The following is a 21,350-nucleotide window of genomic DNA, read 5'->3' as shown; positions in this document are numbered from 1 at the left end:
GATGGGTTCTGCACAGGCCCCACGTGTGGGATAAATTGGTTGAATTGTATGTATTCTCCGCCACTTCGTTTGTGCTCCGAGCCAACAACGATTGTAAATCGCTGTGTGTACACCAGGGCACGGATTCATATCACTAGAACTGAATTTTCAATACAGTATGTCTGACTTCCGTAATGAGATTAATGAGGTTCTTGACGAGAACACAAAAGCAGAACTGAAAGATGCGTTAGCAGATCGTTTTGGAGAGCGAACCACAAGCGTGAATCCGCTCACGAAAGCGATGTTCGCCGAGCTCAGATCGGGAACGAGACCGGTTGAATACGCTCGTGAGAGTGATTACTACTCCGACGAGATGTCTCGTGTCGCGAAGAATGCTACCGCGCTGAAGAGACTACTTCACGAACAAGTTGGGCGACCGTTATACGAACCAGTAGAAAGGCTCAGAAAGCGAGACTTTGCCGAGTGTGTCGTCGCTGTTGATGCTTTCCACGAGGGTCGTGAGTATGGAATTGGCCTCCATACACCAACGACACTCCCACTAGCTGTGTCCGAATTTGTTGGTGAGCCACCAGAGAGAAGTCAAACCCCGGATTCGGCCTTCAAAGTTACCGCAGACCTTGAATCATCAACTAGTGTTCAGGAGTTTGATTCAAAGTTCAGCAGCATGGATTCGCCCTACTACGTCTATGTATTGGATTGCACACCAGCCATCGATAATGAACCGGCCAAAATCTGGGATCGGCGCAGAGCTGTCCAGACGAAAGTCGAATCGGGGGTTTCAACCGCGACGCTAGAGCCCAAAGAACAGGCAGTGCACGAACTGAACCAGGGTAATCGAGTCTACTATGTTGGTTCAACGAACAACGTCGTCAAACGTGTCCGAGAGCACCTGACTGGAGCCGATAAAAGCGGGGTGAACTTCACGAATACCCTTCCACCACGAACAGTAGTTAAAATAAAAGAATGCGACTCAAGAGACTCTGCAAAGTCACTTGAGGGTGAGTTAGCGAGGCAGATTTCGAGGAAAGAGAACCTATTTGCCTATTCTGACGAGAAATAGCGACCGATGCTGTGACGACCGCACCATCGTCGATATAATTGAAATCGCTATATGTCGCACACCACTCCACGCCTTCGAGGATATCCAACAGCTCAACTAGGTCGACTGCACCGGCCGATACACCCGGTCTCTGGTCGACCCCTCAGCGTCGATGAGTCGGTATTCGGTCAGTTTTGAGAGATACGACTTCACCGTGCGAAGCTGGTTTGGGTCGTCCATCTGCTGTTCGTAGTGGTCGTAAATCTCCTGCGGGCTCAACGGCCCGTAGGCACGAACGGTATCTAGGACAGCTCGTTGGTGGTCGTTGAGCGCATCGACGTTTCGCTGGCGAATCTGTGCCCGTGCATCCGGCATCGCTGCTTCGAGTACCTCGAACGTGATCTCGTCTCGGTGCTCACGGACGGCGTAGTTGGCCGCCCGACGCAACATCCCAAGCGCGACGCGGGCGTCACCGGCGGCGGCATCCGCAATCCGCTCGAGGATGTCCTGTGAAACCGCACCGGTTTCGAGACCCCATCGGACGCGGACTGACAGAATCGACACGAGTTCGTCGGGAGGATACCGAGACATCGTGACGTGTTCGCCACTCTGCAGGCGACTCTGGAGTCGCGAATTCAGCCTCCCAAAGAGTTGGTCGCGGTCGTTCGCGACGATGAGTTGGGCGAACTTCGGCAGCGAGTGGAGGTCATAGAAGATGTCCGTTGAATCGAGTTGATCTGCCTCGTCGAGGACGACGACGACTGGATTGCCGTCGTACGCTTCGAGTCGCGAGATGAGTTCGTCGTGCGGCGTCGACCCGCGGTGGATATCCGTCGCCAATCCGAGTTCGTCGAGAATCCGATAGAATGCACGGAACTGCGTGTGACTCCGCCAGCAGTTCAGGTGAATCGACTGCACCGCTGGCGCGGCGTCTGTGAGCTGTTCGATGACGTATTTGGCCGTGACTGTCTTTCCAGCACCGGTTGGCCCGGTGATGATGACCGACTGGCCAGGTGCGCCGTCCGCAAACGGTCGCAGGACGGACTCGAGGTGCGTGAGTTCCGCATCTCGATGCTGGAGGTCGTTCGGCACAAAGCCCTCGTCCAACACCTCCGCGTCCCGAATCATGTCGCTGTGGTTGGTGGGCGTGCGTATAGGCGTCTGGTACAGAGTGAAACTGGAACCGGTGTGGTTCTGCGGGAGCGTACCCGCGTCTCCACACTACCGTACTCGTTGGCTGCCCCCGACTGTATCGTCAACCGCCCCGAGTATCGACGCCGTCACCGACCGAATCCGGTTGAGCCGTTCAAGCACCGACTCTACCTCCTCGCCCGCCCACGCAGCGAGATAGAACGCCGAATTACACACATCTAATCCGAACTGCCGACCGACGAGATACGCGACCGCTTCGGCTTCGACTTCGCGCAGCGACCGCTCTGGCAGGCTCGTCCGGTCTGCGTGCAGGAGTCCGTGAGCGAACTCGTGGACGAGCGTCGTCGCCATGTCCGCCTCGTTCGGCCGCTGTCTGACTTCGATGTTCGGCCGCTGTCCACGAGTGAACGTACACACGCCGCGCGCAGCGCCGTGCGACCACTCACTTGGAGAAACGAGTGTCACGTCCAACCCGAGTGGTTCCGCCGCGGCACAAAGCACGGAAACAAGGCCACTCGCGTCTCCGTACGTCTCCGTAGTTAGCGACGGAAGCGGCTCGCCCGTCGTCTGTGATACGTCGAACACGGGGACCGGCTTGAACGAACGCAGTTCCGTCGGCCACTCCGTGGACGGCACACCGTCGCTCTCACAGTCGTCGTCGTGGCTGGCTTTCGGGTCGCCACAGGCTGGACACACGTTCGCCGTGATTGGAGCCCAAATCCAAATCGCTGACTCGCCTTCCGAGACCTGTCTGTCGAACTCCGTTTGCCACGTTCGGTAGCCCGCGACGTGCGTCGCATCCGGACATTGCAGCGAGATTAACAGGGCGTTCCGCGCGGAGTAATCGTGGAATCGGCTTTGGACGTTGAGCCATCGTTGGAACGCCTCGCTTGTGCGTGCGGTGGTCGTCTCGTCGAGGAGGTCGGCAATCCAGTCGTCGATGGCGCTGTGCATCTCGTCGGCACGCGTTGTTCGGTCAGTAAACGATGCGTCTCTGTGGGTTGGTTCTGTCGTTGCCATCTGAATCCCACGGGACACTGAGTACGCCCCGCACCCGTCAGGGGGCGACAAAACAGCCAAAATCTCACCACCGACACAGATCTCACAGAGGAGACGGAGGGGCTCCACTACGTCAGTCGCAGGTCACACGCGCTCTACGATATCGTTGGGCGTGAACAGAGAGACATCCGAGCGCTCGTCAGCAACCGCTCGCAGGCCGTCGGAGAATCCTGAACGAGCGAAGCAACAGTAGTGGTACGTCGGATCACCACCCTCCGGTGGCGTCCAGTCGACCTGCGTAGTGCTCCGCTCTAGGTCGGCAAGGTCGCCTTCGTTCATTTCTCGCTGCGTGTACTTGCATTCCCCAGCGACGAGTGTGCCGTCACTCGCAAGGCCGACAACGTCCAGTTCGTGATGCTTGTGCCACCAATAGCCAATCCCGTGGTAGGTCTTGGGAACTAACGACGGGAGCGCATTCTGACAGACGAGTTCGAACATCGAGCCCATGTACTCCGAGAACGAAGGTGCGACCAACTCCTCGAAAGCATTGTCACCGAGCTGGGCGAGCGTCCCTTCTTGGCCGTACACATAACGGAACCAGAACCGAAACAGCGGTTCATTCAGTCGGTATCGGCTCTTTCGCGTCGCATTGGGATTCGCCGTGACCGGGATATCCCGTGTGACCAGTCGCAGTCGACGGAGCTTCGCGAGATACGATCCGAGTGCGTTCGAATCGATACCGGCGAAGTTAGCAATCTCATTCGCCTCGCGCTTTCCTGTCGCAATCGCGCGGAGGACTGTGTAGTAGGTCTGTGGCTCTCGAATCCCAAACTCTGTCCGGAGGAGGAACTCTGGCTCGTTGTGGAGCACACCGTGTTCGGAAAGCACGTGTGTCTGGATGTTCTCCGCGAGCGATGCCGTTGAGGTGAGCGCCTGAAGATAGTACGGCGTCCCACCGAAGACGCTCCACGTCTCAATCGTTGTCTCTGGGTCGTCTGTGGGGTACAGCTGTCGTGCGTCGGCCAACGCAAGCGGTGGCAAGTCAATGGTTCCGGTCCGGCGTCCGTACAGCGGGCTCCCGCCTCCGAGCACTTTCTCTTCCATCACGCTGATCGACGACCCGACGAGTACCAACGACGCCGCCGTCTGTTCGAGATGGAGGTCCCAGACCCGCTGTATCTTTGAGGGGACTGCATCGTCGGATTCGATCAAGTACGGAAACTCGTCGATGACAACGACTGCGTCCTGCCGCCCAAGCGTCTTGAGAATCGACTCCCAGTCACGCTTGATATCGTCAACGACCGGGTACGTCTCGCGAGCGGTCTCGACGAAGCTTGCGAGCTGTACGTCCGGAGTCTCCTCGGTCGCCTGCCAGTACACCGCATCGTCTCGGTCACGAATTGCTTCACGGACGAGCGCACTCTTTCCGAGCCGCCGCCGGCCATAGATGACGAGCAACTCCGCCGTATCACGGTCGAACCGGGATCGAAGAAACGAGAGTTCGTCGTCGCGGTTGACGAAGGCAGGCCGAGACATAGACTGTGTTTGGCTTGGTAGATCATAGTCGTTCTGATTATCTTAATCGTGATTTTACTAATCGTGATTTTACTATTGCTGGATGACCTGCCCAGCGCAGTTTGGCAGGATAGCCAAAATTAGAAATCTCCAGCAAAGCTATTTTACTCACCACGCTCGTACGACGACCAATGACCGGGGCAGACTCCTCCACAACACCGTGGCAAGGTGACGTCAACGAGGCAGTCATTGCTGACTGGAAAGCAGACACCACGACGTTCGAGCGGATTCGACAGGTAATCGACGTTACAACCAACCCGCAAACTGCCAGCGAAGTTGCTGAACGCGCCCACGTGAGTGAACCAACTGCACGGAAGCACCTCTCAGCGCTCGCTGAGACTGGCCGTGTCAAAGTGATTGCAGCTGACGATGCCACTCGCTACATGCGCGCACCGCAGATGCTGGCGATGCGGCGGATCGCCGACATTCACCGCGAGCACACGAAAGATGAGATTCGACAGGCGATTCGAGACCTAAAAGATGAACGGCAAGCGATCCAAGAACAGTACGACGCGACGACTATCGACGAACTGACCTTGGAACTGGAGTCCGGTGCTGACGGATGGGCAGACCTCACTCGATGGCAGCAAATTGAGCAGAACCTTGAGATCGCCCAGGCTGCGCTGACGCTCTACGACTTCGACCCAGATGATAGCCGGTCTGCAGCGGCTCGGCTCTCTGATCGTGGAAACACGATTCGCAGCCGAGGTGCACTACAGGACGACGGCTCTCACACCACAGCGTAAATGGCAGGTGAGACCGACATTGAGGGCGCGGTTGGCCCAATCGATGATGTCGCGCTTGAAGAGATTCGTACGGTCTTCACACGTGCCGACGGCCTCGTCGAAGATGCGGGATTCGATAGTCGCCTCGACCCAACGAAGCTACAGATTCACTTCCGAGACGGGATCGCCGAGGCGACGTGGTGTCGGTTCGATATTCGCTGGTTCCAGCGTCAGTACTACAGTTTCCACTATCTCGATGAGTGTGGTGTACAGTTTCGCTACGATTACCATCCCAAACCGGACGCACCAGCGAAGCACTTTCATACGCCACCCGACGCAAATTCGGACGATGTAGAGCAGTCCTGTATCGTGACGACAGAGCCAATGCTCGTTGCACGAGCGGTACATCAACTCTGGCGTCGAGCGTACGAAACGGCCTCATTCGGCGCACTAAACACAGCCGAAAATCCGCCGTGAGGTCGTGGCTGCGCGCGCAGCACCGCAGGTGCGAGCACGGAGCGGTGGGTGGGGAGGTGGGGCCGGGCTGGTGGATACGTCAAAAAGAAAACCCCGCCCGCGACGCCTACTCAGCCCACCACGCCTCGCGCGTGAGACTGACAGCTCGGAACGAATCGTCTAACGCACCGTAATTTGCGCTCGTTCCATTTTTGCTATTCACGGGAGTGGAGATTACGAATGACTTCCCGGACACTCTATCATAAGATAGTAGTGCTGAGTTTTTGATTCGTGCCAGAACATCCGGTCGAGCTATTGAGAATGCGAGATTACTATTTTGGTCTGAGGTCCAGTCGAAGTGGAGAAATTTGCTCCCACAGACGATGATGACTCTGGCATACAGTAACTAGATTATCAAGTGTATTTGCTTGCTTGTAATCAAGGACTCCTTCTTCATCAACGTATGCTCGGATTGGAACGATATGATGTACAGACAAGTCACAACCGAAGCGTTCCAGGTGTGACTGGGTCGTGAAATCACAGCCCGGTGTTTGACAGCAGTGATTGTCCCGTTCTAGTGCACGACTTCGTTGTCTTGGCCAGTTTGGACCGTAGTATAAATTACTAGGCTTAGTAGTCTCTATACTTCGACGGGGCTCGTGACCAGCTGCTTCAACAGAATCCTCCCAGTTCCCGAAATTGCGCCAGTAAGGACCAAGCGAGAACCGGCTATGCTTTTCGAATTCATTCGATGAAGGTACATAACCCAGTTTCTCAACCACCCGGTCAATCTCACCAAGAAGTATTGGTTCAGAGATATTGCGACGCATTCGTGGCTCGAACCCTGCAGCACGTAGGGCACGATTCCAACTCCCAAATAGACGCTGAGCGACTGCCGTAGAAAACTCACCACTAGCATCCATCTCCATTGACGATGGAGTCCGCCCAAGGTTCTCTGCTAACTGCCGAATTGCCTTAACCACATCACCCCGAGAAGCATCAAGCTGGAGATTAGGATCCAACCCTGTGGAACGCAATGCTTCGTTCCACGATCCGAAATGGTTTCGAACAGTTCGAACAGAGACGTTTCCATCACGTCTCATCTCTCTTGTAGTGGGTGTTCCGTTCGTCTCTCCAGCTAATCTGAGAATTTCTCCTCTAATAGAGTTCTTCGTGACGGATTTCCTAACGTTTGGCTTGAGCCCTGCTGCTTCTACTGCTGAAGTCCAACACCTGAAGTGTTTTCGAATAGGGGTTGTAGAGCATTCGCCTTCCTCATCCATTTCAGTAGATGTGGGTGTTCTACCTTTCTTTTCAGCCAGCTTTCGTATCGCATCAAGAGATTCCTCTTTAGATATTGATATTTGATGGCCTCGAGTATGACCTGCAATCTCAACGTTGGTTTCAAACGATTCACCACAGATTTCGCACGTATAGTCTCCTTCAACTCTCATTTCTGGATGACGGGATGACATGCCCGCACCCATCTGGGTCCGATAAAATCCCAATTTAAGGTAGCAAAAAAATACGCAATCGACGGCTACTCAGCCCACCACGCCTCGCGCTCTGGGAACGATAGCTCCGACCACCCCGTCACAGCCACCGACACGCGCCCACCGTACCAGCTCTTTGCGACGTTCCGCAGCGTCACCCGCTCGCCTTCTCTCACAACCGATTTTCTCGACTTAGCCCAAATAGTGAATTTTGTCGTTCCAGTCTCATCCTCTATGAGTCCCACTTGTTGAATCGCGCTACTCATAGGCTCCCAAAGTGTCTTCACACGACCTTCTATCGACACCTCACGACGACTGACCTCGCTGACCGCCGCAATCGGAATCACCGTCCCCGGAGCCTGTTGGAACTCTTCGAAGACACCCACGACCGCGCTCATCATCGACTGTCCGTCTGCGACCGCCTCGGCTAACCGCCTGCTGATCACCGACCGCGACCACCTTTCGAGTTTCGACTGCATTCGTCCTGCCTCTCTGTTCACAACGCCCAACTGCTCAGCCGTCAGTTGCTCACGTGGATCCGGTTCTTCCGGGTCAGCCCACCGATTGACACACCCCGCGCGTTTCTTGAACTCTCTCGTTGCCTCGATACTCGACTGTGCGACCGCCGTCGCCGTCCGCATCTCCCGACTCGACGTCTGTCTCCGGTCCCACCGCTCACGCGTCTGTTCGATCTCCCACTCACGTGCAGCCATTCGCTCTTCTTCGGCGAGGGTCAGCCCCCGACCAACCGCGTCCGGATTGTTCAGGTCAACTTTGGCCTGGATTTCGAGTTCAACCGTAGGATGGAGCGCTGGCGTCTCATCGACCACGTCGTCGTCAACCGCTCGAGGGTGGTTGGTGTGCGAAACTTCATTACGGAACTGCTTCTTACTACTCATTGTTGATATCTGAAGGCGCTCACTCGGCGTCTTCTTCCGACACTACGACTCTCCAGCCGCAGTCTTCTCACAGACTGACCGACACCAATCGTCTCACGGCGACGCCGCCGCGCCTTCGCCGGCTTGTCCGGCGCGGCGCGTCGCCAACAGGTGTCCCCCACAGACGAGCGCGGGGGTGAATCTCGAGGTGAGCGCGCGGTCAGGGCAGTCAATCCACCGACCCGCGGGTCGTCGGCCCCGTGCAGGCCGTCCGTCGCAGACGCAACGGCTGAACCGGGACGACGAGACGGCAAGCGGGGGGTTGACAGTCCTGAACGGCGTCGCATACGGCCACAGCGAGGCCGCAGAGAGCGAGGACCCGCCGGAACAGCACCGCGCCCGGACCCGCACGAGCCTGTCCCGTCCGTCGCAGACGCAACGGAAACGCCTCGTGCGGCAGCCCGGTGCGGGCTGGACGCCCGCGGACCCACAGCTCGTCGCGGCCGAGTTTGAGCGCATGCCCGGCAGGCCGCACAGCCAGCCCTGAGTGAGCCCCGGACCGTGGCATACTGGGGGTGAGCACGGCGAACCCCCAGTAGCCACCGCAGCCCGGGCGAACGAGGGGTGAGGGCAAGTGCCCGAACGGCGAGCAGCCCGCCCGGACCGCGCAAGCGGCCACGTCTGAGCCAGCCGGCCGTCGGCGCGACCGCATCGAGGGAGCGCCGACGCAACGGCTGGTGAAGATGCAGCCAGCCCGGTCTCGGTCACGGCCCGGATGCGGGTCGAGTGCTCGCAGACCCGCCCTCGGGGCTGACCGGTATCGGGTGGCTGCACCCGGCCCGACCCGGCCCCGTGACCGTGCCCCGTCCGTCGGAGACGCAACGGAAGCGCGAAACGCCCGGGCCCGGCAGGAACGGTCTGCCCGCCGGAGCGCGCACAACCCGAGCACGTCGCCCCCAAGCGTACGGACGCGCGTCGCTGTTCACTCCGAGAGCGACGAGAGCGACGCTTGGGAGACGCCCACTATTCGGTCACGCCGTCGATGAACTGCTTGGAGAGACCCGACGTGACAGCCAGCGATATCGTCACGTGACATCCTCCTCGCCGTAAACGGCGGGGCTTCCCACACATGGGGAATACCAGTCAGTCGTCGTCACCAGAACCGGCGGTTCTGGTTGGCTCACGAGACGGAGTCTCGTGAACGCTGGCAGAGGGTTTTGACTCTTGGAACGCCGTGAGCGTCATCTGCGCTGGGACGCTCTTCTCACGGTGTCGTTCGAGAGACGCAAAGCGTCTCTCGTGATCCCGAGACGGCTTTGCCGTCTCGGACGGAGTCGTGGCGGTGTCACAACCGCTCCCATCCCGAGGCGAGTCATCGCGTTCCGCCTTGTCAAGCGGGACGCTCTCTCCCCACGGGTCAACCCGTCGTGCGATATTCGCCGAAGCGTTGATATCGGCCTGAAACGTCGAAACGTGGCAGTCGTCGTGCGGACACCGGAACTCGGCCTGCGAGTCACGCCGACCAATACGGTGGCACGAGTGGCACGTCTGCGAGGTGTACGCCGGATTCACGTACTCGACTGGGATGCCTGCTTCCGTCGCCTTGTCCTCGATGCGCCCTTGGAGTCGGGCGAACGCCCACGAGTGAAGCCGACGGTTCATGTACTTCCCGTAGTCGAGTCGTTCGCGGATATACGTCAGATTCTCCATCACCAACACCGGGTTTTCGAACTGTTGGGCGTACTCGACGGCTTCCCGAGACGCCTTCTCCACGATGTCGGTGAGCGCGTTCTGGTAGTGCGAGAAGCGGTCTTGGATGCGCCACTCGGATGCGTCACGCTCTTGGAGTCGTTTCAGGGTCGTGTGCATCTCTTTGCGGAGCTGCTTCGCTCTGCTTCCGCTACACACGAACGGGTCAGTCGGAGAACCATCCTTGAGGGCACAGCCCGTGATGAGGGCAGTTTCTCCGATGTCTAAGCCGATGTGCGTGGCGTCACCGTCCGTCGCTGGTTCTTCGACCGGGTACTCGACGGTGACGTGCAGTACCCAGTTCTTCCGATGTTGTTGAAGTCGTATCTCGCCCGCCTTCGCGTCCTCCGATACGAGGTCGTGCCAGAGGTCTTCCTGTCCGGGGTTGATGCGGAGCGGTATCCAGAAGTTCGTTCCCCGACCGGGACGGGGAACCCACCACGTGAACTCGTAGTCGCGCTCCTCGGAGTGGTCGAACTTCGCGGCTTGGTTCGTGAGTCGTATCGGGTGGCCGTCGTCCAACTCCTTGGCGTTGTACGTCTTGCGGAGCTTCGGGACGTAGTTGCAGAGCGCGGCTTTGGCCTGATACGGCAGGTCGTAGGGCGTCACGATGTCGCTCACTGCCGACATGGTACTCGCCCCGGAGTCGAACGCCTCTTGCAGACCGTCACGGTAGGTTTCGAGCAGGTCGTTGAGTTTCGACTGCTTGTGCGCGGTGGGTGGCGCGAACGTCGCCTGCAACGTCTTCGTGACGGTTGTGGACATCGCTACTGTTCCTCCACGTACTTCATGAGTACGTCGATGCTCACTTGGCCGGTGGTGGCGAGGAAGTATCCCGGTTGCCAGAACGCCTTGTCAAGCGCCTGTCGAACCTCGGGATTCTCGTCACGGATTTTGCGGGACGTGACGCCCTTGAGTGAGTTGATGAACTTGGTGAGGTCGGTCGTTGGCTTCGCCGTGAAGAGGATGTGAACGTGGTCGGAACCGCCGTTGACGTTCTGGATGTTCACGCCGAAGTCCTCGGAGATGTCGCTGGCAATCTCACCGATACGTTCTGCGATTTCGTCGGTGAGTAGGTCTGCGCGGTACTTCGTGACGGTCACGAAGTGATATTGGAGCGCGTAGACCGTTTGCGACCCTTTTTCGAGGTTGTACTTCATTTGGTCGTGCCAGTTTCTATACACCCAATTCTACTAAAGGCTTGCAGTGGTGGGTATTCGGCCTGCAACTGACGGTAGAACGTGTAGGGGTTGTCGGCTTCACGCCCGCCCTAAAGGGCGGGATTCTCGCCTTGAAAAAGATAGCGGGCACCGGTCAGCTAGTGCGGTCGCATCGCAGACGGTCTCAGTCGTCGTCAGCAGTATACGCACCACCGCGACGCTTGATTCGAGCAACGACCATCCGCTGTTCGGACTGACGGAAGGTCACGGCGAGCCGAAAGCCACCGATGCGCACTTTCCGGTGGGGACTGTTCTGGAGTGGTTCGCCGTAATCTGGTGGGTCTCGCCACGGCGAGTCAACAATTTCGTCAAGCTTGTGCAGAATTCGCTCTTGGTCAGGTGGAGAGAGACTAGAAAGGTCGTCCTGCGCTGTTGCTGTGAGTGCCCACGTCCAGTCGCCGTCACTCATTGCGCTCCGTTCCGAACTTCTCACGAGCCTCGTCGGCACTCATCGTCTGTCCGTCACGGATGTCTTCCTCTGCTTGGAGGAGCGCGATGAGTTCATCGCGGTCGAACGTCGGGAATTCGGTCGCGTCTCGCAAGACATACCGGATGAATTCGCTTCGGCTATTGAACCCACGTCCCTGCCATGTGCTGTCGATATCGTCGAGGAACGACTGTGTAACCTTGAAATTCACCGTGACAATCTCATCAGCATCGTTTGAGTTCGTGGTTGCTCCAGACATACGTTAGTAATACGTGCGTCTTACCATATCAATTTCGACGGTGGAGGACATGGTCACTTTCGGGACAGGTAATTCGCCTCTTCGACACCTAACCGCTTTCGCACCTCGTCCGTCCGCGCTAACAGCTGTTTGTACGCCGTCGTATCACGGCCCGGTGGGGTCCGTGGCACGCCATCGAGTTCGTCGACGACGACTGCCGTCTGCAACAACAACTGGACGAGAGCCGCAGGGTCAACACCCTCGTCAGCATACAGGCGAAGCCACGCGTACAGTTCGAATTCCAGCTGTTGTTCGGTCGCGCTATCGACAATCGACTCCGTCTCGCAGTTTAGACACATTGTGAATCAACGCAGGCCAACACACGCGCCTGCACCCCTGCAGGCGCGCAATAAAATACTGGAGCGCACAGACGTCGAACACGGACGCGACGATGACCGACCAGTCACCGGGTGGGACTGAACGGGGCCGCGGCGAGGGCGACGACGGCCGACTGAAGCACCGCAGACGCGAGCAACGCGAGCGTCGAGGCGCGCACGGAGGCCCTCGAGTCGTCGCCGCGGGGGCGTTCAAAACGTCGGTACACCGTCGCTAAAGAGAATGAAAGAGAGATGAGCTAGCCGCCGAGTGCGTTCAGCAGTCGAGAAAGCCAGTAGTCAGTCACGCCAGTTGCTGCTGTTGGGTCAGTTCCAAGGGTAACCTCCTCAGTATCCCCATAGCCATCCCCATCAGTATCTGCCTGTAATGGGTCTGTGCGGTGGATCGTCACCTCGTCCCCGTCAGAAAGGCCGTCACGATCAGTATCTGCCTGCAGTGGGTTCGTGTCTGTCTCGGTGACCTCTCGTGCGTCGACAAGTCCATCGCGGTCCGTATCTTCCTGTGTTGGGTTCGTGTTGTGAATCGTGACTTCCGTCTGGTCTTCGAGGCCGTCACCGTCAGTATCCACCACCGTCGGATCAGTGCCGATATCGTTCACTTCCTCACCATCAGTAAGGCCATCTCCATCAGAATCCATCTCGGTTGGATTACTCCCGAGTGAGACCTCACGTCCGTCAGTAAGGCCATCCGTGTCACTATCGGCCATCACGGGGTCACTCCCCTGTGATTGTTCATCCCCATCAGAGAGTCCGTCTCCGTCGGAGTCACTCAGTGTGGGGTCAGTCGGTCCTGAAACCTCTGCACTATCAGTAAGCCCGTCGCCATCAGAATCCACTGACGTGGGACTCGTTCCGTACGAATTCACTTCTTCACCATCTGTGAGCCCGTCGCCATCGGAATCACTCATCGTCGGATTTGTTGGGCCGCTCCGCTCTCGGTTGTCACTGAGACCGTCACCATCCGTATCTGCCGAGCGTGGGTCTGTGCCAAGCGACCGCTCATCGCTGTCAGTAATCCCATCCCCATCTGTATCTTGATACGTGGGTTCGGATTGGGTACTCGACGATGCTTGGGCTTGACCACTTGGTTCAGACTGCTGATTCGTCGATTCCGACTGGGCTGCAGTATCCGCACCTGGCTGGTCTTGGCTGCTGGGCTCGTACTTTACAGTCCCTGACCAAGTATCGATTTTGTCGTCGACCTCCGTCGTGAGAATACCGGCATTCGGTGGTGGTGCATCGTCATCCCACAAGCTGATCTCGAGAGCCAATTCACGTCGCGAAAACTGCTTATCCCACAAGTCGTCTTTCGTCGAGAGCTCAACGAGCACATTGTCGTCGTTCATACCCACGTTCTTTCGACCGATTCGGGACCCCTCGATCGACATGAGAATGACTGGCTCCATCGCTGGGTCACTGATGATGCCTGTTTTGTCGTAACAACCCCAGCACTTGGTGTCGAGGAGGAGTTCAATAGTGAACGAGGAGTAATACCCGTCACCGTCGCGGTCAACAGTATCGATAATCCGCACGCGCTTGATTCCTGCAGTCTCGTCTGCGTATACTGCCCCGACAGGGACGAACAGCAACGAAATCACGACGAAGAGTACGAGAAGTGACTGTCGCTGGAAGAGCCGTTTGAGAGGTGGTTTTGTGTGTGGCATGCTACCATTTGAAATAGATGGTGAGCAGTCATTACGTCACGCGTCGGTTGGTTCGTCAACTCCTGCGAACTGATATAAGAAGCGTAGTCATAAATGGCAGCAACCAAACAGTACTCAGCAGATGGTCTGATATTTCGTCTGTTCAAACTCGGAGGTTGATGTCGATATTCGTCGATGCATCGGAGTTAGTGAACTTCTGGATCCATACACAATTTGTCAATTTATATATCATATCCGAACGAAGATATTACTCTAACGAGGCGACACCATGGTATCCATTGAGGCAGACATGATCGGTGTTTTGAACCGCCGCTCCGCACTCCTCGAGTGTCTCTTGCAGCAACCGAGAGACAAGCGCACACTTGTTGACAAATTAGATGTCTCTCGGTCCACGATTGACCGAGGCGTACGCGAGTTAGAGTCTGCAGGAATTGTGGCGTATGAAGGGAGGATGTATGGTCTCACCCCTGTTGGTGAGTTTCTCGGCCAGGCGTTTACCGACTTTCAGGACACAATTGAGACGACGACACGGCTCGCGCCGTTTTTACAGTTAGTCGACCCTGACTGGTTCGATATCGATCTCAGGAGTCTACAGACGGCACGAATCTGGGTTGCTGAGGCAAACGACTCATTTGGGCCACTAGACAGTCACATTGAGACGGTACAGGCGGCACATCGATATCGAGGCCTCTTACCGTCCGTCGGCCGAGAGTCGATGGAAGTCAAATACCGAAGTATCCTCGAACACGAGTCTGAACATGAGGTAATTGTCGACCGTACCGTTGCAGAGGTACTCCAGTCAGAGCCGGTGGTCGATCTCTTCGAAGACATGATTGCAACAGGTCGAGTGTCTGTCTACGTTTGTGACGACCCAATCCCACAGTATCTCGGATTGTTTGACCAGACCGTGATGCAGGTCGGAAGTTGCGGGAATAATGGGATTCCCTATGCACTTCTTGAGACCGCTGACGATGAGTCGTTTGCATGGGCAGCACGCAAATATGAATCATACAAGGATACCGCGACACTACTCGCGGGGCCATCGTAATTGACGGGAGCAATGTACGGGGACCACCCTTCGAAATACGCTGTGTCGCTGATCGATAGAACAGGCGAATGTCCTGTTATCACAACCACACATAGAGAAGGAATTATTTCGAATCACCGTGACCGTTGGGCACTATTCAATCCACAGCCACGCGGTCGTTCATTCGGTTGCGACCAACAACGGATTCGTTCGACCCCACGACCGTCGCCGCGCAGTTCACACGACTGTTCGACCTGCTTTCTGCGCCCACCGACCAACCAACGCTCGAATGGCTCCTCGTCACCGACGGCTCGCCGGCGAGTACCATCGACTACACGCTCAGCATCGATGGTGATCTCGGCGGAGCCATCGACTCGTGGTGTCGCGAACTCGTCCCCGACTCGTTCGAGATTACGACGACGACGACCGACCCGTTAGATCGACTCTCGCCTGCCGAGCCAGACGCCGCCCCTGAAGCCGAAGCGCTCGAACGCTACCGCCCACCTCGCTATCGGGCGGTCGAGTTCGTCGGCTGTCCCGACCGCCGCGACGACTGGCAGACGACTCTCACGCCGTACGACGCGTTCCACGAGACGGACACACGACCACCGCTTGCGACGGTCGTCTCGACGCTCGCGAACGCGACCGTTCCGATGGCCGTCCAAGTGCTCGTCACCCCGCATGCTGACTGGCGACACCACGCCCGCGACCGTCGCCGCCGCCTGACGAACGGCCGCGATACGCTGTCACAGCGACTCGTCGACGACTGGATTACCTCGACGAACACCGACGCCAACACCGCCGACCCGACGGTCAACTCGCGACTCGACGCCCTCGACGACAAGGACGCCCGACGGTCGTTCACCGTCACCGCCCGCGCGGTGGCGACGACGACAGACCCCGATGAATCACTCCCCGAGCTCACTACGTTGCAGACGGCGTTCGCGCCGCTCAGCGGCGATCACTACTACATCGAAGGCCGCGAGCGAACCGGCGACGACGCACAGGCGGTCTTCGAAGCCCTCCGCAATCGCGTCGCAGTCGACCCCGAACACATGAGTCTGCGGACGAAACTCCCGTGGACCGACCACGCGAGTCCCGCGCTCGTCATGGATGGGCGCGAACTCCCCGCACTCTGTCTCCTCGATGCGTCGGCACTCCCAGCCGATGCCCAGCGCGCACTCGCGCCGACGCCGACGGACGAACACGGGCTCACCCGACCGGCGCGTGACCGCCTCGAACGCTATCGCGACCCCGGGATGACGCTTGGCTACGCCCAGAGCGCCGACGGCGAAGCCGACGCCGCACCCATCTCACTTCCGCCGTCGCTCCAGCCGCTGCACGTCGGCTGGTTCGGCCGAACCGGCTCCGGGAAGTCGACCAGTCTCGTCACCGCCATGCTCGACAATCACGACGCGACCGCGGGCGCGGATATCCTCATCGACCCCAAAGGCGACGGCATGGCCGCGGACTATCTCCGCGCGCACTACGCTCGCCACGGCTCGCTCGAGAACGTCTACTACTTCGATTGCACGGAGACACTGCCGGCGCTATCGTTTTTCGATATTCGCGACCAACTCGATGCGGGCATCGACCGCACGACTGCCGTCGAGGACGTCGTCGACCACTACGTCGATATCCTCATCGGCATCATGGGTCGCGACCGCTTCGAGCAGGCCGTTCGGTCGCCCGACATCATCCGCTACGTCCTCAAGGCGATGTTCGACCCCGTCCACGGCGCGGACGCGTTCACCCACCGCGAGTTCCAGACCGCGGTCGCCAGACTCCACGAGACGCGCGACCCGCCACCGGTCGTCGACGACGACCTCCAAGCCATGCTCGCGGGCGTCGCGGCCAACTCCAAGCGCTCGTTCGACGAACTCATGCAGGGGGTCGCCAACCGCATCGAGAAGGTGCCGCTCGACGCCCGGCTTGCACAGCTGTTCAATCACGTCCACGCCGAGGACGGAACTGGCCCGCGATTCGACCTCCGAAGCCATCTCGACGACAACGCCGTCATCATCATCGACACGGGTGGGTTGCGACCGGCATCGCGACGCGTCATCACACTCGTGTTGTTGTCGTCGCTGTGGACGGCGCTGCGTCGCCGCACCCAACACCACCCCGACGGCGACCATGATCACCCACTCGTTAATCTGTATCTCGAAGAAGCCTCTCAGCTGTCGACGTCGTCGTTGCTGTCGAAGCTTCTGTCGCAGTCGCGGTCGTTCGGCCTGTCGATGACGCTCGCGATGCAGTTCCCAGCACAGCTTCGCGAGGCCAACCCCGAAGCGTATCGCGAGGTTCTGAACAACGTCTCGACGATTGTCACCGGCAACGTCGCGGTCGACCCCGAGTTCAGCCATCGCTTCGCGACGACTGACCACCCTGCAAACGAGGTCCAAGCCCGCCTTCGCGCGCTCCGCCGTGGCCAGTGGCTGACCACGCTCCCCGCTGGGTTCGGCCACGCCGAACCGACGCCGTTCGTCCTCCAAAGCGCGCCGCTGCCCGCGGGCCATCCCGAAGGGAACGCACCGTTTTCCGACGCCCGCGAGACGGCGTTCGCCGCGACGTGCGACCTGCTGGAAGCGCGGTCACGAGACGCCCATGGCCTCGATGTCGATGCACAGAGGCGCCGGTCACAACAGGCCCCCACGCCGACATCTGACGACCCGACTGGGACGCCCGAAGCGACTGCACGGACGCCCGAGTCGACCACACAGCCGCCCGAGGAGTCGGCAGACGCACCGTGGAACGCGCCGATTCCCGAAGCACGGGTCAACTCGACGCTCCCCTACACGAGTCGGCTCCCGCCGACGGTCGTCTATGACCCCGAGGCGCACGCGGCGAAATGCGACGAGTGTTCGACGCGCTATGACCCGTCGCTCACGGGGCTGAAAAACGCCATCGGGTGTTGTCACAGTCTCGACGAGGTCGACCGCGACGACATCCCGATTTCGAACGTGCCGCTGACGCTCACGCCCGAAGAGCGCCGCAAGAGCGTCTTCACGGATGCACAGCTTCGGTTCCTCCAGGCGGTGTATTCCGCACACCAACGCCGCTTTGACACGGAATTCGAGTACGACATCCTGTACGACAGTATGGTCCGCCTCCAGGAGTACACGGGCATCGACCACGCCTCGGTTCGCGAACTCGTCGATGGTGGCACGCTCGCCCTCGACTGTACCTATCCACACAAACTCTATACGGTCACGCCGAAGGGCCGCCGCGCGATTGGGGTTCGCCACCGCGAGGGCGTCGCGTATGGCCACCGCCGCGGCGACCTCAGCGAATCGAGTCTCCACGTCGTGATGGTCGAAGTCGGCCGGCGCTATCTCGAACAGGCGTTCGTCGAGGACGACGATTCGGCCGCCGTCGAGGCAGTCTCGTATTTCGACCACGAGGGCTCGCGACTCGACGCCGTCTGTCTCGATGCTGATGGAGAGATTGTCGTCACCCTCGAAGCAGAGCGGGTGAACAACGACCTGCTCACCGCGGTCCCCGAGGACTTCGATAAGATGGCCGCCTGCGATCCAGAAGCGGCCATCTGGGTGGTGAAAAATCGGGCTGATGCACACGAGGTGCTCCGCGGGCTCAACGAGCCGAAGGAGGGCCCGCCGCGCGTCGAGAAAACCTACAGTACGAACTCGCCGCCGAAGACGTTCCAAATCGACCAGCCCGGGTTTTCGGAGATGCACACGCTTCAGCAGTTGCGCGATTCGACGTTGGACCACTCGTAGCGGTGGCGTAGGCTGGGTGATGGTCTCGTCTTCGAAGGAGGGGAGCGCGTAGTGAGTTGTCGTCGGCACGATAGCCATTGCGTCGTCGGCGAACGAGTGCGAAGAGGAGTGAACACGACCAAGTAGCGTATCGAAACCCGGACCCGAAGAGGCGCTGTCGACGTTTCAGACCGTCAACGAGTGAACCACGCTGGATAGGTTCATCCCTCGTAGTTGTCCCAGACTACACCGACTCGCCGGTTGACCCACGGGACGACAACGTCCGCGAGAACGTCACCGAGATGCAGCGGGTAGTCTCGATTCACGCCATCGGTGTGTTGTGCCGCCGGCGGTTCGTGAAAATGATCCCGTGAGTAGTCGGGACTGTCGTGTCGGTCCCACCGGCACAGCCAGCGATCACCGTGTCGAGATTCGACGTACGTGATGTGGAAGGTCCCGTCCGTGTACGCCTGCACTTCGATGTATGCAGCGTCGACGACCGACTCCGGATAGTACAACGGACGAACCGTGAGGACAATCGAGTCCGGTCGGTTCGCAGGAAAGACGGCTATCGATGAAAGCCAGGGTTCATCCCCGAATCCGCTGGCAAGGTCTCGAAGGAGCGCACGGTTCGGCTGCCGTTTTGTTCGCTCGGGGGGCACGCTCAGGCGAGCCCTTCGTGCTCCGAGTGGTTGTCGTGTGCCTGTCGAAGGTCTCGAATCTCAGTCTGGATGGCCTCCCACGAGGTGATGTCGAGCCAGACCTGCTCTGGGTCGCCGTAGTCGTGATAGTCGAGTGGGTCGAGCGCACCCGGTCGGTCAACGCCGTAGTTGTCTCGGTATGCTGCGTCTTCCGCGAGGAGTTCCCCGAGGCGCTGTTTGTACTCCTGCTCGCTGAGCGAAGCCAGTCGGCGCTGGCGTCGCCACTCGAAGTAGGCTTCGTTGCGCTCAAAGCGTATGGGGTCGTCGCCAACCTGCGTCAACACGCCGATGTCGGCGAGTCGAGTGAGGTGCCGCCGCGCGGTGTTCGGGGCACATTCTGCCCGCGTCGCAATCTCCGAGACGCGCGTTGGCTCGGTGAGTTCGAGTGCGACACGGTAGACGCGGTCATCTGCCGGGGCTTCATCGAGTCGCTCACGGAACGATGTCGAAAAATCGGGTGGTCGACCCGACGACGGCGTGTCTGTCATGCGCATCAATATGCGCTTGCGCGCAATATAATTTCTGCCTACGCAATTATTCTTTCACAAGGAATGACACCCCACCTAACAGGGTGGGACTGAACGGGGCCGCGGCGAGGACGAAGACGGCCGACTGTAGCACCGCAGGCCGAAGGCCGAGGCGCGCACGGCGGCCCTCGAGTCGTCGCCGTGGGGGCGTTCGAGGTGACGAAAACTCCTTAGATGGTATCTCTGTTTCCGAGCACGTACCCAAGCAGAACAATCAACAGGGTTCCGACGTACGTCTCGAACAACACAACGAATTCAGTATACTGTCTAGGAACCCATGTCACGAGGTTTCTCGGTGGGTGTGGAGCCGACGTCACGAGCGTTGAAACACTATAGAAGAGACTCCCTCCAGTCCAACTATCTGCTGTTCCCACAATCGAATACCAAAATGTTGATATTAGTAACAATAACGCCGTCCAGATGAGGACGTAACTTACGCGTACCCCGTACCCAGTCAACCCTTGGGAAACCAAGTTTCCAAGATATTTGACCAACTGACCATTCTGAGAGGCTTCTTTCGTTCGGGCCTTGCGTTGCAGGTAGTACAGTCCCCGATGGGTGTCATCAAGCGCTTTCTGTCTGAACGCCTTGCGAATTACTTCGTATCCCTCTGCCAATACATTCCATTCCGATGCATTGGCGGGTTCCGAACAAAAGCCATGAAATGTGGTGTAGCCGCTGATTTCTACATCAGAGAATCGGATCCCCCGGACGTCTACTGAAACGAACGTAGTCCCACGGAGGTCAGAACCTGTGAGATCCGTATCAACGAGCTCTGCACGGTGGAACTTAGCTCGTTGTAACTTTGTACCAGATAGGTCTGTATTGTATAAATTTGCGTCCTTGAAATCAATATCCCCTAATCTTGAACCGCTGAGATCTCCGTTCGTGATATCAACACTAGCAAACTCGTTTCCCGTCAAATCTTTCTGGCTAAAATCTGCACCAAATGCAGAGATATTTTGAAAGTTACATCGGTGAATTTGTGTTTGTGACAAGTCAACACCGCTAAGATCCGCATGTGCAAAATCAGAATTTGACAACTTTGAACCCTCAAGACCCGAGTTAGTAAGGTCCGCTTTGCGTAGAGTGCTATTGGTGAAATCAGTGTATCTGAGATCAGCACCAGTAAAATCCGCATCAGATAGTTCTGCGTGAGAAAGATTCGCGTGTCTGAGATCAGCACCACGTAGATTCGCATTCTCAAGATTAGAGGAGCTGAAGTCCACTCCCTGAAGGTTCATCCCAGATAGATCTACTCCGTGAAGGTCTTCGCCAACTAAGTTGCGTCCACTCATTTATTTCATTTCAGATTTCGCCTGCTTGGGCCATTCAGTATCATTGTCACCAATACGAAGAATGGGTT

General features: G+C 58.2%; 18 protein-coding genes. 5 read left to right on the top strand and 13 right to left on the bottom strand.

Features of this window, described 5'->3' with window-relative positions:
* The first annotated feature begins 157 nt into the window (after positions 1-157).
* A complete protein-coding gene (locus C5C07_RS03430) occupies positions 158-1,060 on the top strand; it encodes a GIY-YIG nuclease family protein (protein ID WP_115804553.1) in 903 nt (300 codons plus the stop codon).
* A 96-nt stretch (positions 1,061-1,156) separates the two neighbouring features.
* On the opposite strand, the gene C5C07_RS03425 is transcribed toward C5C07_RS03430, so the two are convergent.
* From C5C07_RS03425 to C5C07_RS03415, 3 genes are all read right to left on the bottom strand, one after another.
* Positions 1,157-2,167, bottom strand: coding sequence for a Cdc6/Cdc18 family protein (locus tag C5C07_RS03425; protein WP_115804552.1), 1,011 nt, complete (start codon positions 2,165-2,167; stop codon positions 1,157-1,159).
* A gap of 93 nt (positions 2,168-2,260) precedes the next feature.
* A complete protein-coding gene (locus tag C5C07_RS03420) occupies positions 2,261-3,145 on the bottom strand; it encodes a DUF955 domain-containing protein (RefSeq protein ID WP_369333272.1) in 885 nt (294 codons plus the stop codon).
* A 189-nt stretch (positions 3,146-3,334) separates the two neighbouring features.
* Positions 3,335-4,726, bottom strand: a complete 1,392-nt coding sequence (locus tag C5C07_RS03415; protein ID WP_115804551.1) for an ATP-binding protein — start codon at positions 4,724-4,726, stop codon at positions 3,335-3,337.
* 170 nt (positions 4,727-4,896) lie between these two features.
* On the opposite strand from C5C07_RS03415, the gene C5C07_RS21855 reads away from it, so the two are divergent.
* The gene (locus C5C07_RS21855) at positions 4,897-5,511 is read left to right on the top strand and encodes a winged helix-turn-helix domain-containing protein (RefSeq protein WP_004973061.1); all 615 of its coding nucleotides are present in this window, start codon (positions 4,897-4,899) and stop codon (positions 5,509-5,511) included.
* Positions 5,512-5,967, top strand: coding sequence for a hypothetical protein (locus C5C07_RS03405; RefSeq protein WP_004973063.1), 456 nt, complete (start codon positions 5,512-5,514; stop codon positions 5,965-5,967). It abuts the gene before it with no gap.
* A gap of 311 nt (positions 5,968-6,278) precedes the next feature.
* On the opposite strand, the gene C5C07_RS22200 is transcribed toward C5C07_RS03405, so the two are convergent.
* The 7 genes from C5C07_RS22200 to C5C07_RS03365 all read right to left on the bottom strand — a co-directional run bounded on the left by C5C07_RS22200 (position 6,279) and on the right by C5C07_RS03365 (position 14,010).
* Entirely contained in the window at positions 6,279-7,400 is a 1,122-nt protein-coding gene (locus tag C5C07_RS22200) for a homing endonuclease associated repeat-containing protein (protein ID WP_369333273.1), read from the bottom strand.
* A gap of 86 nt (positions 7,401-7,486) precedes the next feature.
* Positions 7,487-8,338: a DNA-binding protein gene (locus C5C07_RS03400; RefSeq protein ID WP_115804550.1), complete on the bottom strand. Its 852-nt coding sequence runs from the start codon at positions 8,336-8,338 to the stop codon at positions 7,487-7,489.
* A 1,122-nt stretch (positions 8,339-9,460) separates the two neighbouring features.
* Entirely contained in the window at positions 9,461-10,831 is a 1,371-nt protein-coding gene (locus tag C5C07_RS03390) for an RNA-guided endonuclease TnpB family protein (RefSeq protein WP_115804549.1), read from the bottom strand.
* A gap of 2 nt (positions 10,832-10,833) precedes the next feature.
* On the bottom strand, positions 10,834-11,226 hold the full coding sequence (gene tnpA, locus C5C07_RS03385) for an IS200/IS605 family transposase (protein WP_115804548.1): 393 nt from the start codon (positions 11,224-11,226) through the stop codon (positions 10,834-10,836).
* A 184-nt stretch (positions 11,227-11,410) separates the two neighbouring features.
* Positions 11,411-11,695, bottom strand: coding sequence for a type II toxin-antitoxin system RelE/ParE family toxin (locus tag C5C07_RS03380; RefSeq protein WP_115804547.1), 285 nt, complete (start codon positions 11,693-11,695; stop codon positions 11,411-11,413).
* On the bottom strand, positions 11,688-11,972 hold the full coding sequence (locus C5C07_RS03375; RefSeq protein WP_115804546.1) for a ribbon-helix-helix domain-containing protein: 285 nt from the start codon (positions 11,970-11,972) through the stop codon (positions 11,688-11,690). The genes C5C07_RS03380 and C5C07_RS03375 overlap by 8 nt, the downstream gene beginning before the upstream one ends.
* A gap of 613 nt (positions 11,973-12,585) precedes the next feature.
* Positions 12,586-14,010 (bottom strand): binary toxin-like calcium binding domain-containing protein, encoded by a 1,425-nt coding sequence (locus C5C07_RS03365; protein ID WP_049904965.1) that lies wholly within the window; start codon positions 14,008-14,010, stop codon positions 12,586-12,588.
* 268 nt (positions 14,011-14,278) lie between these two features.
* Here C5C07_RS03365 and C5C07_RS03360 point away from each other — a divergent pair, with 268 nt between their 5' ends.
* On the top strand, positions 14,279-15,058 hold the full coding sequence (locus C5C07_RS03360) for a winged helix-turn-helix domain-containing protein (RefSeq protein WP_004973078.1): 780 nt from the start codon (positions 14,279-14,281) through the stop codon (positions 15,056-15,058).
* Positions 15,059-15,183: 125 nt separating this feature from the next.
* Positions 15,184-18,777, top strand: coding sequence for a TraM recognition domain-containing protein (locus tag C5C07_RS03355; RefSeq protein WP_115804544.1), 3,594 nt, complete (start codon positions 15,184-15,186; stop codon positions 18,775-18,777).
* Between the two features lie 200 nt (positions 18,778-18,977).
* Here the strand turns inward: C5C07_RS03355 and C5C07_RS21005 are convergent, their stop codons facing one another.
* The 3 genes from C5C07_RS21005 to C5C07_RS03345 all read right to left on the bottom strand — a co-directional run bounded on the left by C5C07_RS21005 (position 18,978) and on the right by C5C07_RS03345 (position 21,282).
* Positions 18,978-19,418, bottom strand: coding sequence for a hypothetical protein (locus tag C5C07_RS21005; RefSeq protein ID WP_147302004.1), 441 nt, complete (start codon positions 19,416-19,418; stop codon positions 18,978-18,980).
* A gap of 2 nt (positions 19,419-19,420) precedes the next feature.
* Positions 19,421-19,945 (bottom strand): helix-turn-helix transcriptional regulator, encoded by a 525-nt coding sequence (locus tag C5C07_RS03350; protein ID WP_115804543.1) that lies wholly within the window; start codon positions 19,943-19,945, stop codon positions 19,421-19,423.
* Between the two features lie 209 nt (positions 19,946-20,154).
* Positions 20,155-21,282, bottom strand: a complete 1,128-nt coding sequence (locus tag C5C07_RS03345) for a pentapeptide repeat-containing protein (protein WP_115804542.1) — start codon at positions 21,280-21,282, stop codon at positions 20,155-20,157.
* Between the last annotated feature and the right edge of the window lie 68 nt (positions 21,283-21,350).

This window comes from Haloferax sp. Atlit-4N (assembly GCF_003383025.1).
Classification (GTDB): Archaea; Halobacteriota; Halobacteria; order Halobacteriales; family Haloferacaceae; genus Haloferax; species Haloferax gibbonsii.
Note: the sequence above shows the minus strand (reverse complement) of the source record. Positions and strands in the feature narration are given on the sequence as shown.